Here is a 15,047-nt window from a genome sequence, read left to right on the forward strand (position 1 = left end):
GGCATCGGCGGGGTCTCGGCGCTGGCGGGGCTCGAGGGCGCGCTGCTCTTCGACACGCCTGCCGGGCCGAGCATGGTCTGCGCGGCGACGCTGATCTTCGCGATGACGGCGAGCCTCGGGGCGCTGCGCGCGCGGCGCTAACGCCAGAGGTGGGCCCGGCGGGTCAGCGCCAGAGATGCACCTGCGAGGCGAGCAGCCCCTGCAGTTTCGACAGCAGCCGGTTTGGAAGGCCGGGGCGGGGGATCATGCCGCGTTCCAGCCGGTCGGCGATCACCTCGACCGTGCAGGGCCGGCCACTCACCGGATCGCGGTAGCGCGGATAGGCGATGAGCGTCGCGTGCACGAGGGCCTCGAGCGTCGGGCGCTGGCCGGCAAGGCGCCGCTCCGGGACCGGCCCGAGATCGCGCGTGAGTCCCCAGCCCGCGTAGAACGGTGCACCGAGCGTGGTGACGGGGATGCCGCGCAGCAGCGCCTCGAAGCCGGTGAGCGAGGTCATCGTCCAGACCTCCTGCACCTGCGGCAGCAGAGCGCCCATCTCGGCGCCCTCGACAGCGAGATCGGCCCATAGCTCCGAGTGCTCGACCGTGCCTTTGCGCAGCCCGGCGGTGACGTCGGGATGCGGCTTCCACAGCAGCACGGCATCGGGGTTTTCGGCGCGGGTGCGGGCGAGCAGTGCGGCGTTGCTCTGCATGTCGGGGCTGCCGAGGCGGATCGACGCGTCATCCTCGACCTGCCCGACGACAAGGATGCGGTGCCCCTCGGGCAGGGCGGGTGGCGGGGTTCCGAGGTTGTACTTGGTCAGCCCCGCGCCGGTCAGCCGCTCGATGAGCCGTTGCGTGCGCTCCTGCTGGTCGGGGCGCAGCTCGGGCGTCTCGGCGAGAATGTCTTCCAGTCGCGAGGGGCGGTTGGGATCGTAGTAGATGCCGAGATCGTCGAGCACCAGCGACAGCGGCGGCACCAGCTCGGCCCCGAGCCCGCGCGAGCGCAGGAAACCGTCCTCGACCCGCACCATGTCCCCCTCGGCTTTTCCGGCCCAACCCATGCGGCGGCGACCGGTTCGCTGCGCTTTTCGTTCGGCGGCGGGGCCCTCGGCAAAGACCATTCCTTTCTGCCCGCCGAAGAAGCCTGCAGGGCCCCCCCGTTTCCACAGCCTCATGCCCGAGGCGACCCATCCTTGCCGGTCCTCGCGCCATGCCCGGGTCTGCGCCTCAAGCGCGCCGAGGGCGTCCTCGAAGGGGCAGAGCGCATCGCGGCAGGGGTCGTACCAGGTGGGGTAGAGGATCATTGCCGCGGCGAAGAGCTGCGCGCGGGTGAGGCTGCGGCCCCGCCGCGGGAGCGGAACCTCGTCCTGCGTCAGCCCCCATCCGGCATAGAAAGGCGTGCCGAAGACGCGAGGGCGGTGCCCGGCAAGGATCGCCTCGAAGCCCATCTGCGAGCTGAGCGTGTAGACGGCGACGGCCCCTTCCAGAAGCGCCCAGGGTGAGACGCGATCGCTGCAGAGGCTGATCCGTTCCTGCGCATCCGCTGGTGTGAAATGCCCCGACCGCAGGCCTTGCGCGGTTTCGGGGTGGGTCTTGATGACGATGCGGGCACCGGGGTTTTCCTCCTGCGCCCAGTAGAGCATCTCGAGGAAGCGGTTGCGGTCGCCGCCCGAGGCGCGGACCGAGGCGTCGCCCTGCGTCTGGTCGATGACCAGCACGTAGCCGGGCTCGGGCACGGGCGCGGCAGGGTCGAAGCCGGTGTACTTGGTGAGATGCGCCTCGCGCATCCGGGCGATGCCGCCGCGCGCACGCTGCAGCAGGGCATGGTCGTCGAGCGGGTGGGTGGCGAGCAGGGTCTCCAGATCCGAAGGCGCGCTGGCGTCGAAATGCACGCCGGTGCGGTCGAGCAGCAGGCCCAGCGGCGGCTCTCCCTTGCGACCCGGGTGGAGCGAGCGCAGGAAGGCATCCTCGATGCGCAGCAGGGAGGCGCCGGTGCGTGCGGCCATTGCCTCGCCGCGCCCTGCATAGGGCGACTGGCCCCAGACGCCAACGTGGTCCTGTGCCGAAGGACGGCCCAGCGACACCTTCCATCCTGCCAGGGTCAGGATCCGCCTCAGCCGGGGCTGGGTGAGGAACCCGCCGGTGTAGACATAGAGACGCCGGGGGATTTCTCCCCCGGCGCTGCCCTGTCCCTCGTTATGATTATTCAGGGCCTTGTCCTTGTTCAGTTGGTCACCGCGTCGCGGACGGTCGAGACGGTGGCGATGGCGGTCAGCGTGCCGGTCAGCGAGGTGATCGCCTTGCTCCACTGCGCGTAGGGCGCCTCGGTGACGTAGAGCGTGTCCTGGTCGCGCACCACGAAGTCGCGGGCCATGAACATGCCGTTGGGTTTGGTCAGATCGAGCACGTAGACCATGCGCTGCGCGCCGATCAGATCGCTGCGCCCGAGCACCTGGTTGGCAATGTCGGCGGGCTCGTTGCGGAACACGAAGACGCCGGTGGGATCCGAGGCCGAGGGCACGAGGCCGCCGACCTGCGCGATGGCCTCGACGGCGGAGAGCGTCTGCGTCTCGAAAGGCACTCGGGCCTGGGTGCCGGTGGCGCCGAGCGCGGTGAAGGCGCGGGTGTCCTCCTCGACCAGGATACGGTCGCCGCCGCGCAGGGCGATGTCGTAGCGCGGGTTCTTGTAGAGGTCCTGGAACCAGATCTTGCCCTGGCTCGCACCGCGCAGCACGGTGATCTGGGCGATCTCGGGCTGGATGGTGATGCCGCCGGCGCGGGCCAGCATGGAAGACAGCGTGCGGGTCGGGCGCTCGATGGCGTAGACGCCCTGGCCCCCGACTGCGCCGACAAGGCTGACCGTCGAGCCGTCGCCGGCAAGGCGGCGCACCTCGACCTGCGGGTCGGGGGTCTGGTCCTGCAGCTTCTCGGTGATGATCCGGCGCACGGTCTCGGGCGAGTTGCCCGAGGCCTTGATGCGACCGGCGTAGGGCACGAAGATGAAGCCCGAGCCGTCAACCTGCACCTCTTCGAGCGCGGTGGCGTTGGTCTCGGCGGCGGCCAGAAGCCCGTCGTCGACGTTTTCCCAGATCGTCAGCCCCAGCGTGTCGCCGGGCTGGATGGTGTCGGAGCCGACGAGGCCGGCGCCCTGGAACTGGTCGGAGAAGCCGAGTGCAGGCACGACGGCGGTGGCGCGGGTCACCCGGTCGTTCACGGTAACGATAAAGGCGTCGCCTTCGCGCATCACCGAGCCAGAGTAGATTTCATCCTTGTTGGGACCGACGCGTGGCAGGGCGCAGGATGCCAGAATCGACACTGCGGCCAGAAGGGCGGCGGATTTCGCCCATCGGGAGCGGGACTGTTTCACGGCTCGGTCTCCTCGACCTGTTCTTATCTGCCTCAGGTTTTTTGCGTAAGGTACGGAAATGCGGTTTCAAAAGCGAGTCCGGCCTTGGCGCAGGGTCAGCGGACCAGCCGCAACTGTTGCCGTGGCGCCGCGGTCCCGTTGCGCAGCGCGTCGTAGGGATCGTGTGGCGAGAGCATCATGTCGACCACCTGCCGCAGAAGTTGTCTGCGCCCGCGCGAGGCGTAGAAACCTCCGGGAATCTGGCTGGTTTCAAGCAGATACCGTCGATAGTCCTTGTAGGCGCGGCTGTCGGGGCGGGTCGGCAAAGCGAAGAACTGGGGCAGCGGCTGGTCGGAGACGAACTCGGGCTTGGCATAGACCGCGCGGCCGAAGGTCCGGAGCGGAATGCCGCGCCAGAGCACCTGCTGCCCGGCGGTGGAATTCACCGTCACCGCGCTGCGCGCGTCGTCGAGCAGCCGCGCCAGCTTGCCACCGGGGACGAAATGCACCCGGTCGGCGATGCCGAGGCGACAGGCGGCCTCGGCGATCATCCGGCGCAGCGGCAGTTGGCCGTTTTCCAGCGGGTGGGCCTTGAAGACGAGGTGATGGTGGCCCGGCGCGCCTTGAGCGAAGCCTTCCAGAACGAGCTCGACGAACTCGGCCATGCTCTCGAAGGGCGAATGCTTGCGGAAGCTGGAGTCATGCTCGAGCTGCAGCAGCACGAGGTGGTAGGGGTAGCCGCCACGGCGGATGCTCAGGGTCTCGACAAAGCGCTCGATCCGGGTCAGCGGCATCGTCAGAAGGCGCTTCAGGTAGAGCTGGAACTCGCGCGCCACGGGCAGGTCGCGATGGGCGCGGAAGTTGCGGTACTCACCGTTCCGGAACATCACGAACCAGTGGTAGAGCGCGCCGTAGAAGATGTGCTGGCGCATGTCGCCCCAATGTCCGGGGGGCAGGGGCGCCTCCATGTCGGACCGTTCGAGCGCCTCGCGCATGTCCGCCACGCCCATCTGCATCAGCCGCGAGTGGCCGTTGGCGCCGCCGCGCTCGTAGGTCACCCAGTAAGGGCGCATGTAGCCTTCCTCGAAGACATGGATGCGCAGCCCGCGCCGCCGCGCCTCGGCCACCGCCTCGGCGTGGATGCCGCGGGTGTCGCCGTAGAGCACGAGGTCGGTGACGCGCTTCTCGTCGAGCAGGGCGGCGAAATGGGTGGGCCAATCCGCGGGGCTGCCGTTGTAGGGAAGGTAGCTCTCGCCGTGGAACCAGAAGGCGCGGTCGCCGGCGTTGAAGCCGACCCGCCAGACCTCGGCCCCGGTGCGGCGCAGCATCACGCCGAGACGGTGAAAGAACGGCCCGTGTGGCCCCTGCAGGAAGAGGAAGACGCGGCGCGGCTGCGCGGCTTTATGCTCTGCGGTTGCCTTGGACATGGGCACTCGTTAAGGATCGGCCTACTCGTAAGGGGTTGGCGCCCGGCTCTTCGGTCCGGTGGCTCCTCCTAGCGGCAGTATTTGACCAAAATAAGGCCCCTGACCAGCGCTCTATGGTGCTCGGGGTCTTCGAGAGGATTTGCAGATGTTCACCGGCATCGTCACCGACATGGGGGAAATCCGGGCGCTCGAACAGGCGGGCGACCTGACCGCACGCATTGGCACCGCCTATGACACCGCGGGCATCGAGATCGGCGCCTCCATCGCCTGCGACGGCGTCTGCCTGACCGTGGTCACGCTCGGCGACGACTGGTTCGACGTGCAGATCAGCGCCGAGACCTTGTCGAAGACCAACCTTGGTGGCTGGGAACCCGGCAGGCGGGTGAACCTCGAGCGCGCGCTGAAGGTCGGCGACGAGCTCGGCGGGCACATCGTGTCGGGCCATGTTGACGGGCTGGCAGAGGTGATTTCGATCCAGGACGAGGGCGACAGCACCCGAGTGCAGCTGCGCGCGCCGGACGAGCTGGCCAAGTTCATCGCCTCCAAGGGCTCGGTGGCGCTGAACGGCACCTCGCTGACCGTGAACGAGGTGCAAGGCACGGTCTTTGGCATCAACTTCATTCCGCACACCAAGGAGGTCACCACCTGGGGCGGCGTGAAGCTGGGCGACAAGGTCAACCTCGAGATCGACACCATGGCCCGCTACGTCGCGCGGCTGCGCGAAATGAGCTGAGGCGACCGGTTTTTCGGCACAAGTGGACGGCTCCCGCTCGGGGGCCGTTTTTCTTTGTTGCGCGGAAACATGCCATTAACCCTGACCCTCGCGGGATCGTGAGCCCGTATTGACCCGGGGTTCCCGCATAGTCGGGTGGATTGCGCAGCAGAGCGCCCCATATTGAAATTCAGCGCCCCGCACCAACAGGCAAGAAGAAGGACGCCCCGATGAGCTTTCGCCACTGGATCCTCTGCACCGCCGCGGTGCTGTCGCTTTCCGCGGCGCTGGGGTTGTTTCCGAAGAACGAGCACGCCGAGCAGCCCGGCTACGATATTACCCGCACGCTCCAGCATGCGGAGCCCGAGACCCCCGACGCGGTGCTCTGACCGGCGGAATTCGCAGAGGCAATACCTATTTCCGATGTTCCTACTCGTGCCGCAGGCGGACGGGGTGCTGCTTTGAGCGGCACCTTACTTATCCTGCTGGCCCTATTGACCTTCCCGGCGTACGAGCGCCTGATGCCCGCATGAGTCACCACCACCATCACCACCACCACCACGTGGACCCCGAGGCCGGCGATTTCCGCATGGCGCTCGCGGTCGGCGTGAACATGCTGCTCACCGTCGCGCAGGTGGTGGGCGGAATCCTCTCGGGCAGCCTCGCGATGATCGCCGACGCGCTGCACAATTTCTCGGACGCGATCTCATTGATCATCGCGGCGCTGGCGCGAAAGATCGCCCGCCGCCCGGCCAATGCCGAGATGCCCTTCGGCTACGCCCGCGCCGAGAGCGTGGCGGCGCTGATCAACTACACCACGCTCATCGTCATCGGCGTCTACCTGATGATCGAGGCGGTCCTGCGGTTCCTCTCTCCCGAGCCGGTCGAGGGTTGGATGATCGTGATCATCGCCGGCGTGGCGCTGGTCATCGACGTGGCGACCGCGCTGCTGACCTATTCGATGTCGAAGGACAGCCACAATATCCGCGCCGCCTTCCTGCACAACGTGGCCGATGCCATGGGTTCGCTGGCGGTCATCCTCGCAGGGACGCTGATCCTGCTCTTCGGCTGGACCTGGATCGACCCGCTGGTGACGCTGCTGATCGCCGGATACATCCTGTGGATGGCCTTTGCCGAGATCGGCGGTGTGATCCGTGTGCTGATGCTGGGCAGCCCGCCGGACGTGGTGCCGGCGCAGGTGCTGGAGGCGGCACAGGCCATCGAGGGCGTGGCCGGGCTGCACAAGGCGCACCTGTGGCAGGTCGACGAGCACACCACCGCGCTGCAGGCGCATCTCGTGGTCGACGAGGGGGCCTGGGCCCGCGCCGACGGCATCAAGCGCGCGGTGAAGGAAGAGATGCAGAGCCGTTTCGGCCTGCGGCAGGTGACGCTGGAACTGGAATGCAGCCGGCACAGTTGCGCCTCACCGCAGGACTGGGGGGACGCATGAGCGGGGGAATTGGCGCGGCAGCCCTTGCAGCCCCTTTGGCCCGACACTAAGACTCGTTTAACGCGCGCGCGCTAGGCACCATTTGGACACGACACAGCAGGCAGGCGAAGATGAAAGACCCTTTTGAAACGTACATGAACACCCTCGTCCCCATGGTCGTCGAGCAGACCAGCCGCGGCGAGCGGGCCTACGACATTTTCTCGCGCCTGCTGAAGGAGCGCATCATCTTCCTCTCGGGCCCGGTGCATGACGGGATGTCCTCGCTGATCGTGGCGCAGCTGCTGCACCTCGAGGCCGAGAACCCGAGCAAGGAAATCTCGATGTACATCAACAGCCCGGGCGGCGTGGTGACCTCGGGCCTGTCGATCTACGACACCATGCAGTACATCAAGCCCAAGGTCTCGACGCTGGTGATCGGCCAGGCGGCCTCGATGGGTTCGCTGCTGCTTGCCGCCGGCGAGCCGGGCATGCGCTTCTCGCTGCCGAACAGCCGCGTCATGGTGCACCAGCCCTCGGGCGGCTACCAGGGCCAGGCGACCGACATTATGATCCACGCCGAGGAAACGCTGAAGCTGAAGCGCCGCCTCAACGAGATCTACGTGAAGCATTGCGGCCGCACCCTTGAGGAAGTCGAGCGGGCGCTCGAGCGCGACAACTTCATGTCGGCCGAGGACGCGAAGGCCTGGGGCCTCATCGACGAGATCGTAGAGAAGCGCGGCAGCGCCGACGCGGCGTAACCCGCCGCGCGTGCCGCGCGCTGATCCGCGCGCGGCAATTTTGACATTGTGGACCGGAAAGGCCTGTCCTAGACTTTCCGGACTTGGCAGAGACGATAGGCCTCGTCGGGGCAACGGCCCCGACCAATGCGAACACAAGGCCTGGAAAGGTGTGACATGGCGACGAACTCCGGCGGCGACAGCAAAAACACCCTGTATTGCAGCTTCTGCGGCAAGAGCCAGCACGAGGTACGCAAGCTGATCGCGGGACCGACCGTCTTCATCTGCGACGAATGCGTCGAGCTCTGCATGGATATCATCCGCGAGGAGACCAAGGGCGCTGGCCTGAAGTCCTCCGACGGTGTGCCCACGCCGCGCGAGATCTGCGACGTTCTGGACGATTACGTGATCGGCCAGATGAAGGCGAAGCGCGTGCTCTCGGTGGCCGTGCATAACCACTACAAGCGGCTCAACCACTCGCAAAAGAGTGGCGACATCGAGCTGGCGAAATCCAACATCCTGCTGATCGGCCCGACCGGCTGCGGCAAGACGCTGCTGGCGCAGACGCTGGCGCGCATTCTTGACGTGCCCTTCACCATGGCCGACGCGACGACGCTGACCGAAGCCGGCTACGTGGGCGAGGATGTCGAGAACATCATCCTCAAGTTGCTGCAGTCGAGCGAGTACAACGTCGAGCGCGCGCAGCGCGGCATCGTCTACATCGACGAGGTCGACAAGATTACCCGCAAGTCCGAGAACCCCTCGATCACCCGCGACGTGTCGGGCGAGGGCGTGCAGCAGGCGCTGCTGAAGCTGATGGAAGGCACCGTCGCCTCGGTTCCGCCGCAGGGCGGCCGCAAGCACCCGCAGCAGGAATTCCTGCAGGTGGACACGACCAACATCCTGTTCATCTGCGGCGGCGCCTTTGCCGGTCTCGACCGGATCATCGCGCAGCGCGGCAAGGGCTCTGCCATGGGCTTCGGCGCTGATGTGCGCGACCCCGACCAGCGCGGCACCGGCGAGATCTTCAAGGAACTCGAACCCGAGGACCTGCTGAAGTTCGGCCTGATCCCTGAATTCGTCGGCCGTCTGCCGGTGATCGCAACGCTCGAGGACCTCGACGAGGACGCGCTGGTGACCATCCTCACCCAGCCGAAGAACGCCTTGGTCAAGCAGTACCAGCGCCTCTTCGAGATGGAGGACACCACGCTCACCTTCACCGACGATGCGCTCTCGGCCATCGCCAAGAAGGCGATCGCGCGCAAGACCGGCGCCCGTGGCCTGCGCTCGATCCTCGAGGGCATCCTGCTCGACACCATGTTCGAACTGCCGGGCATGGCCGACGTGACCGAGGTCGTAGTGAACGAGGAATCGGTGAACGCCGACGCCAAGCCGCTGCTGATCTACACGGACCCCAAGAAGGAGCCCGCGTCAGCCGGCTGATCCAAGTGTAACAAGTGACTTTCTGGTATGAGTAAATGACCTGGTTCCTGGCGCAGCTTGTACAGAACGCTTTGAGAATGCTTGCCGTCGTGGCAGGCATTTTCTTTTTGGGGGGGATGGGCATGGTTCGCCTACTTCCAGGGGCGTGATGTCAATGCGCGCAGTCTTCCGGCCGCCCACGACGGGCTGAGCCGCTACAACAGCGCATCCCTTGTGCCCGGCGCGGGCTCGGCCGCGCCCGGGACCGAGGCCTATGCCCGCAAGGTTTTCGGGGGCCTGCTGCCGATCGAGGACGTGCTGGCCAGCAAGCCCGTCTCGGAAGGGGAGGAGGGCTGCACCTATGCGATCATCCGCACCGGCTCCGGCGTTGCCAACACGCCGCCGACCTCGACGTTCGGCACCGCCTGGTGGGAGCGCTTCGGCGGCGACTGGCGGCAGTCTCCGGAACGGCTGTTCGGCGCGCTGCCGGTCGATGTGCTCGCGGAGTGCCGCGGCGAGTGGCAGGCGGAACTGGGCGCGGAACTGCAGCAGGCGCTCGACGCGCCGGGCAACTGGTACATGCGCAGCGCGACCGCCGAGGATCTCCACATCTTTTCCGCCGATGGCCGTCTTGCGGCGCGCATCCGGCTCGGGAGCTGACCCCATGACCATCAGGCGTATTTCCTCCGGCGGTGAATTCGAGGCGAAAATCGGCTATTGCCGCGCCGTGGTCGCGGGCGGCTTCGTGCATGTTGCCGGCACGGTGGGGCAGGGCGAGACGGTGGTCGAACAGTGCCGCTCGGCGCTGGCGACCATCGAGAAGGCGCTGGCCGAGGCCGGGGCAAGCTTTGCCGACGCCGTGCGGGTGACCTACTACCTGCCAGACGCCGCCGAGTTCGAACCCTGCTGGCCGCTGCTGCGCGAGACCTTCGGAGGCAATCCACCCGTTGCAACGATGATCGAGACGGCGCTGATCGACCCGAAATTCCGGATAGAAATCGAATTGACCACACTCGCACCGGCCTGAGGCCGCAGGCGCATCGTCGCCGCTGGACCTCGGCGGCGGATTTGGTCATACACGGGGCAGGATCAAGCGAGGAGTCGTCCATGGGCATTCTCAACACGTTGCTGCGGGCCGTTACCTGGTGGAACGGGGCGACGCTGAACACCCAGCTCTACACGTCCCGCAAGGGCCAGCGCGTCGGTGAGGACGAGCAGGGGAACGTCTTCTACCAGACCAAGGACGGCACGCGCCGCTGGGTCATGTACAACGGCGAGGCCGAGGCGACCCGCGTCAGCCCCGAGTGGCACGGCTGGCTGCACCACACCTTCGACGCGCCGCCGACCGAGCGCCCGCTGCCGCACAAGGCCTGGGAAAAGCCGCATGTCGAGAACCTGACCGGCACCGCCCTGGCCTATGCGCCCAAGGGCTCGATCCGCCGCCCCGAGCCGGCCCCGCGCCGCGACTACGAGGCGTGGAGCCCTGAATAAGAGCCCGGATTAATCCCATGTCGCACACTGCCACAGAGGTGACCGTCGGCGGGTTGGTGCTGGCCGGCGCCATCGCCTTCGGGGCCTATGCGGTCAGCGCCACCGGCTTTTCCATTGGTGGTGACAAGGGCTATGCGCTCGATGCCAGCTTCCGCTCGCTCGAGGGGATCAACGTGGGCAGCGACGTGCGGCTCGCGGGGGTAAAGGTCGGTTCGGTCAGCGAAATCCGCCTCAACCCGGAAACCTATCGCGCCGACATGACGTTGATGGTCCAGGACGGTGTGCGGCTGCCCGACGACAGCTCGATCGTGATCTCCTCCGAGGGGCTTCTGGGCGGCAATTTCGTCGAGATCAGCCCCGGCGGCTCGCCCTTCTACTACGGCGCGGGTGACGAGGTGCTGGACACGCAGGGTTCGGTCAGCCTGATCTCCCTGCTGCTGAAATACGTCGCGGGAGGAAGCGAATGAAACGCGCTCTGGCAGGGCTTCTGATACTGGCTGCGACGGCGGCCGGGGCGCAGGACGCCACCGAAACCGGCTCTGGCGCCGTCCTGCGCGGGCTCGACAAGCTGACCGGACGGGTCACCGACCTCGAGGTGGCCTCGGGTGCCAGCGTCGCCTTTGGGCGCATCGAGATCGCGCTGCAGGAATGCAGGTATCCCGAGGGCAACCGGGCGGGCGATGCCTTTGCCTTCCTGACCATCCGCGAGGCGGGCACCCCGGATCCTGTGTTCCGCGGCTGGATGATCGCCTCGTCGCCGGCGCTCAACCCGATGGACAACCAGCGCTACGACGTCTGGGTGTTGCGCTGCACGACGTCCTGACCTGAACTTGCCAGGGGCGTGCCGGCCAGGTCCGGCGACACCCGAAGCGCCGTTGCGAGCTGCGCGCGGTACTGCTGGCGAGGGATCTCGATGGCGCCGAGGCTGGCGAGATGCTCGGTCAGGAACTGCGTGTCGAAGAGCATGAAGCCTGCCCGTTTCAGCAGGTCGATCAGCCAGGCCAGCGCGATCTTCGAGCCGTCGCGGCGGCGCGAGAACATCGACTCGCCGCAGAAGGCACCGCCAACTTCGAGACCGTAAACCCCGCCGACCAGCTCATCCTGCATCCAGACCTCGATCGAATGGGCGTGGCCGCGGCGGTGCAGCTCGGTGAAGAGCGCGCGGATCTCCGGGTTGATCCAAGTCTCGCGCCGGTCGGCGCAGGCGTCGATCACCCCGTCGAAATCTCGGTCGAAGGTGACCTCGTAATCCTCCCGTCGCAGCCGCCGTGCGAGGCTGCGCGAGATGCGGAAACCATTTATCGGGATGACGCCCCGGCGGCGCGGATCGACCCAGAACAGCTCGGGGTCGTCGCGGTGCTCGGCCATCGGGAAGATGCCGGCGCGATAGGCCTGCAACAGCAACTCGGGGCTCAGAGTCATGCGGCCCCTCCCCGGGATCGGGAAGGGGCCGCAACAAGGGATTGCTCCGCTCTGCTCACGCGCGGATCAGGCGTCGGCGAGCTTGCTGGCCAGCCATTTCTCGAGCCAGTGGATCGAGTAGTTGCCGGTCAGGATGTCCTTCTCCTGCAGCAGGGCGGAGAAGAGCGGCAGCGTGGTGTCCACGCCGTCGACGATCAGCTCGCCAAGCGCGCGGTCGAGCCGCGAGAGCGCCTCGTTGCGGTCGCGCCCGTGCACGATCAGCTTGCCGATCAGGCTGTCGTAATAGGGCGGGATCGAGTAGCCCTGATAGAGCGCGCTGTCCATGCGCACGCCAAGGCCGCCCGGTGCGTGGTACTGGGTGATCTTGCCGGGGCAGGGCGCGAAGGTCGGCAGGCGCTCGGCGTTGATCCGCACCTCGATGGCATGGCCGTTGATCTCGAGCTCATCCTGACCGAACGACAGGTCCATGCCCGAAGCCACGCGGATCTGCTCGCGCACGAGGTCCACGCCGAAGATCGCCTCGGTCACCGGGTGCTCCACCTGCAGGCGAGTGTTCATCTCGATGAAATAGAACTCGCCGTCCTCGTAGAGGAACTCGATGGTGCCGGCGCCGGTGTAGTTGATCTTGGCCACGGCGTCCGCGCAGACCTTGCCGATGCGCGCGCGCTCCTCGGGGGTGATGCAGGGGCCGGGAGCCTCTTCGAAGACCTTCTGGTGGCGGCGCTGCAGCGAGCAGTCGCGCTCGCCGAGGTGGACCGCCTTGCCCTTGCCGTCACCGAAGACCTGGATCTCGATGTGGCGCGGCTTCTGCAGGTACTTCTCGATGTAGACCTCGTCGTTGCCGAAGGCGGCTTTGCCTTCTGCACGGGCGGTCTGGAAGGCGCGCTCCATCTCGGCCTCGGAGGCCGCGACCTTCATGCCGCGCCCGCCGCCGCCAGCGGTGGCCTTGATGATCACCGGGTAGCCGATGTCGCGACCGACCTGCTTGGCGGTCTCGAGGTCGGGCACGCCGCCGTCCGAGCCGGGCACGCAGGGCACGCCGAGCGCCTTCATCGTGTCCTTGGCGGTGATCTTGTCACCCATGACGCGGATGTGCTCGGCGGTCGGGCCGATGAAGGTGAGGCCGTGGTCCTCGACCATCTGCACGAAGCGGGCGTTTTCCGACAGGAAGCCGTAGCCCGGGTGGATCGCCTGGGCGCCGGTGACTTCGCAGGCCGAGATGATCGCGGCCGGCGACAGGTAGCTTTCCGACGAGGGCGCGGGGCCGATGCAGATCGTCTCGTCGGCCATGCGCACGTGCATGGCGTCGGCGTCCGCCGTCGAGTGGACCGCCACCGAGGCGATGCCCATCTCGCGGCAGGCGCGGATCACGCGGAGCGCGATCTCGCCACGGTTCGCGATGAGGATTTTGTCGAACATGCTGGGCCTCTTACTCGAGGATGACCAGCGGGGCGCCGTATTCGACCGGGGCGCCGTCCTCGACGAGGATGCGCTTGACCGTGCCCGCGCGCGGGGCGGGAATGTGGTTCATGGTCTTCATCGCCTCGACGATGACCAGCGTGTCGCCTTCCTTGACCTGCGCGCCGACCGAGATGAACGACGGGGCGCCGGGCTCGGGCTGCATGTAGACGGTGCCGACCATCGGCGAAGTGACGGCGCCAGGGTGCGCGGCCGGATCCTCGGGCAGCTCTGCCGCGGGGGCCGCTGCGGGTGCCGGGGCTGCGGCAGGTGCGGCGGCGGGCATGGCCACCGATGCGGCGACGGGCGCCTGCGGTTGCACGCGGCTCACGCGCACGTTGAGGCTGTCTTCTTCGCCGTATTCGCGCTTGACCTGCAGTTCGGTCAGGTCGTTGTCACGGAGCAGCTCAGCCAGTGCCTTGATGAAGGCCACGTCGGCTTCGTGGTTGTCTTTGCTCATGCGGTCCTCGCCGGTTTTATGCTGGGCCCGGTCTGTGCAGGGCCTGATGATTTCGCGCTTATAAGACAAGCTTTGGCGCATGAAAAGCGAGGCGGTGCGGGAAAACCGGCGAGAGCGGGGCAGGAAGCGTGGTGTTTTGGCCCGCTTCCGGGCAGGAAAACCGGGATGGCGGGCGCTCGCGGGGGCTTCCCGAGGTCCGGGCGGGGGGCTCAGCCCGCGCCCAGGGGTTCTTCCGACAGGTTGAATGAGGCCGAATCAGTGCCATAGGCGTGCTGCGCGGGTCCCGCGGCGGGGGTCGGGCGGCGGTCCTCCTGGTGCGACACCGGCAGGTCCTTGCCAGTGGCAGGGGCGCCAGAAGACGCTTCGGGCGCTTTGACCGGGGCCGCAGGTTCGGACCGGGTCACCACCGGATCGGCAGCCGCCGGGGCCACATTGTCCTCTGGCGACCGCGGGCCATTCTGCCCGTCTCCGGAGCCGACGGTGCTCCGTATGGTTGGCTCCGCTGCGGGATCGGGGCTCGCGGTCTGCCCGGCCCCCTCGTCTTGCGAAGGCGCGGCGGTCGGCTCCGTCTCTGCCATGCGAGGTGTCTCGACCGCGATACGGGCGATGGCCTTGTCGCGCAGCTCTTTCAGCAGCGCCTCGGCCTGCTCCTCGAGCAGGGCCGAGATGCGGATCTGCATGATCGAGGGCGGCGCCACGTGATTGACCGGGTCCGGCAGGCCGGTGAGGCTGCGCCAGAAGCCGGTGGGCGACTGGCCCTCGGTCCCATGGTCGGCGCCATGATCCGTGTCGGTCGTGGACTGCTCTTTGACCGGTTGCACCTTGGTCTCCTCGGCCGTCCTGACCGGGGCGCCGGGCAAGCCGAGGGGATGCCCGGTGGCCAGAGGTGCCACCACTTGGGGAACACCTGTCAACTGCATCGAAACGCTCCGTCTGCTATCGGCCCCACGGGATCAAGACTAGCACAAGGCGGCGCTCCGGGCAGCAGGATGCCGCGGATTCTTCCTAGTTTTCGGTAAACTGGTTAACCGCGGCTGAACGTCTGGAGACGACACCAGAGACGATGAAGGGCTCCCGAAGGAGCCCCCCGATCCGGCGGCAAAGGGGCGCTCACCCCTTGTTGGCGCGGTTTTCGATGAGGTCGTCGACGACCGAGGGGTCT

Annotated in this window: 17 protein-coding genes; 10 read left to right on the forward strand and 7 right to left on the reverse strand. The window is 67.2% G+C overall.

The features are described from left to right. Positions 1 to 163: 163 nt before the first annotated feature. From CLG85_RS25500 to CLG85_RS25510, 3 genes are all read right to left on the reverse strand, one after another. Complete coding sequence (locus CLG85_RS25500) at positions 164 to 2,191, reverse strand: capsule polysaccharide biogenesis protein (RefSeq protein WP_375796954.1); 2,028 nt, start codon at positions 2,189 to 2,191, stop codon at positions 164 to 166. A 14-nt stretch (positions 2,192 to 2,205) separates the two neighbouring features. Continuing rightward, complete coding sequence (locus CLG85_RS25505; RefSeq protein ID WP_095881283.1) at positions 2,206 to 3,348, reverse strand: polysaccharide biosynthesis/export family protein; 1,143 nt, start codon at positions 3,346 to 3,348, stop codon at positions 2,206 to 2,208. Between the two features lie 95 nt (positions 3,349 to 3,443). Next, positions 3,444 to 4,754, reverse strand: coding sequence for a capsule polysaccharide biogenesis protein (locus tag CLG85_RS25510; protein ID WP_095881282.1), 1,311 nt, complete (start codon positions 4,752 to 4,754; stop codon positions 3,444 to 3,446). Between the two features lie 145 nt (positions 4,755 to 4,899). Here CLG85_RS25510 and CLG85_RS25515 point away from each other — a divergent pair, with 145 nt between their 5' ends. The 10 genes from CLG85_RS25515 to CLG85_RS25560 all read left to right on the forward strand — a co-directional run bounded on the left by CLG85_RS25515 (position 4,900) and on the right by CLG85_RS25560 (position 11,368). Continuing rightward, a complete protein-coding gene (locus CLG85_RS25515; protein ID WP_095881281.1) occupies positions 4,900 to 5,487 on the forward strand; it encodes a riboflavin synthase in 588 nt (195 codons plus the stop codon). Positions 5,488 to 5,696: 209 nt separating this feature from the next. Further along, positions 5,697 to 5,855: a hypothetical protein gene (locus CLG85_RS25520; RefSeq protein ID WP_176476504.1), complete on the forward strand. Its 159-nt coding sequence runs from the start codon at positions 5,697 to 5,699 to the stop codon at positions 5,853 to 5,855. A 140-nt stretch (positions 5,856 to 5,995) separates the two neighbouring features. Beyond that, on the forward strand, positions 5,996 to 6,916 hold the full coding sequence (locus CLG85_RS25525) for a cation diffusion facilitator family transporter (RefSeq protein WP_095881280.1): 921 nt from the start codon (positions 5,996 to 5,998) through the stop codon (positions 6,914 to 6,916). A gap of 110 nt (positions 6,917 to 7,026) precedes the next feature. Beyond that, positions 7,027 to 7,653: an ATP-dependent Clp protease proteolytic subunit gene (locus tag CLG85_RS25530; protein ID WP_095881279.1), complete on the forward strand. Its 627-nt coding sequence runs from the start codon at positions 7,027 to 7,029 to the stop codon at positions 7,651 to 7,653. A 156-nt stretch (positions 7,654 to 7,809) separates the two neighbouring features. Beyond that, on the forward strand, positions 7,810 to 9,075 hold the full coding sequence (clpX, locus tag CLG85_RS25535; protein ID WP_095881278.1) for an ATP-dependent Clp protease ATP-binding subunit ClpX: 1,266 nt from the start codon (positions 7,810 to 7,812) through the stop codon (positions 9,073 to 9,075). A gap of 81 nt (positions 9,076 to 9,156) precedes the next feature. Continuing rightward, the gene (locus CLG85_RS25540; RefSeq protein WP_260350243.1) at positions 9,157 to 9,714 is read left to right on the forward strand and encodes a hypothetical protein; all 558 of its coding nucleotides are present in this window, start codon (positions 9,157 to 9,159) and stop codon (positions 9,712 to 9,714) included. A gap of 4 nt (positions 9,715 to 9,718) precedes the next feature. Further along, the gene (locus CLG85_RS25545) at positions 9,719 to 10,081 is read left to right on the forward strand and encodes a RidA family protein (protein ID WP_095881276.1); all 363 of its coding nucleotides are present in this window, start codon (positions 9,719 to 9,721) and stop codon (positions 10,079 to 10,081) included. Between the two features lie 80 nt (positions 10,082 to 10,161). Then, on the forward strand, positions 10,162 to 10,545 hold the full coding sequence (locus tag CLG85_RS25550) for an NADH:ubiquinone oxidoreductase subunit NDUFA12 (protein ID WP_095881275.1): 384 nt from the start codon (positions 10,162 to 10,164) through the stop codon (positions 10,543 to 10,545). 17 nt (positions 10,546 to 10,562) lie between these two features. Beyond that, positions 10,563 to 11,012 (forward strand): outer membrane lipid asymmetry maintenance protein MlaD, encoded by a 450-nt coding sequence (gene mlaD / locus CLG85_RS25555; protein ID WP_095881274.1) that lies wholly within the window; start codon positions 10,563 to 10,565, stop codon positions 11,010 to 11,012. Beyond that, positions 11,009 to 11,368 (forward strand): DUF2155 domain-containing protein, encoded by a 360-nt coding sequence (locus tag CLG85_RS25560; RefSeq protein ID WP_095881273.1) that lies wholly within the window; start codon positions 11,009 to 11,011, stop codon positions 11,366 to 11,368. The genes mlaD and CLG85_RS25560 overlap by 4 nt, the downstream gene beginning before the upstream one ends. Here CLG85_RS25560 and aat read toward each other — a convergent pair. The 4 genes from aat to CLG85_RS25580 all read right to left on the reverse strand — a co-directional run bounded on the left by aat (position 11,332) and on the right by CLG85_RS25580 (position 14,706). Then, positions 11,332 to 11,967 carry a leucyl/phenylalanyl-tRNA--protein transferase gene (aat, locus tag CLG85_RS25565; RefSeq protein ID WP_095881272.1) on the reverse strand — a complete coding sequence of 212 codons (636 nt, stop codon included), beginning with the start codon at positions 11,965 to 11,967 and terminating at the stop codon, positions 11,332 to 11,334. The two genes, CLG85_RS25560 and aat, sit on opposite strands and share 37 nt — an antisense overlap. Before the next feature lie 66 nt (positions 11,968 to 12,033). Continuing rightward, on the reverse strand, positions 12,034 to 13,386 hold the full coding sequence (accC, locus tag CLG85_RS25570) for an acetyl-CoA carboxylase biotin carboxylase subunit (RefSeq protein WP_260350245.1): 1,353 nt from the start codon (positions 13,384 to 13,386) through the stop codon (positions 12,034 to 12,036). A 10-nt stretch (positions 13,387 to 13,396) separates the two neighbouring features. Next, positions 13,397 to 13,885: an acetyl-CoA carboxylase biotin carboxyl carrier protein gene (accB, locus tag CLG85_RS25575; protein WP_224843695.1), complete on the reverse strand. Its 489-nt coding sequence runs from the start codon at positions 13,883 to 13,885 to the stop codon at positions 13,397 to 13,399. 209 nt (positions 13,886 to 14,094) lie between these two features. Continuing rightward, positions 14,095 to 14,706 (reverse strand): hypothetical protein, encoded by a 612-nt coding sequence (locus CLG85_RS25580; RefSeq protein WP_141244716.1) that lies wholly within the window; start codon positions 14,704 to 14,706, stop codon positions 14,095 to 14,097. Between the last annotated feature and the right edge of the window lie 341 nt (positions 14,707 to 15,047).

Source organism: Alloyangia mangrovi (assembly GCF_002300555.2).
In the GTDB taxonomy this organism is placed as follows: domain Bacteria; phylum Pseudomonadota; class Alphaproteobacteria; order Rhodobacterales; family Rhodobacteraceae; genus Salipiger; species Salipiger mangrovi.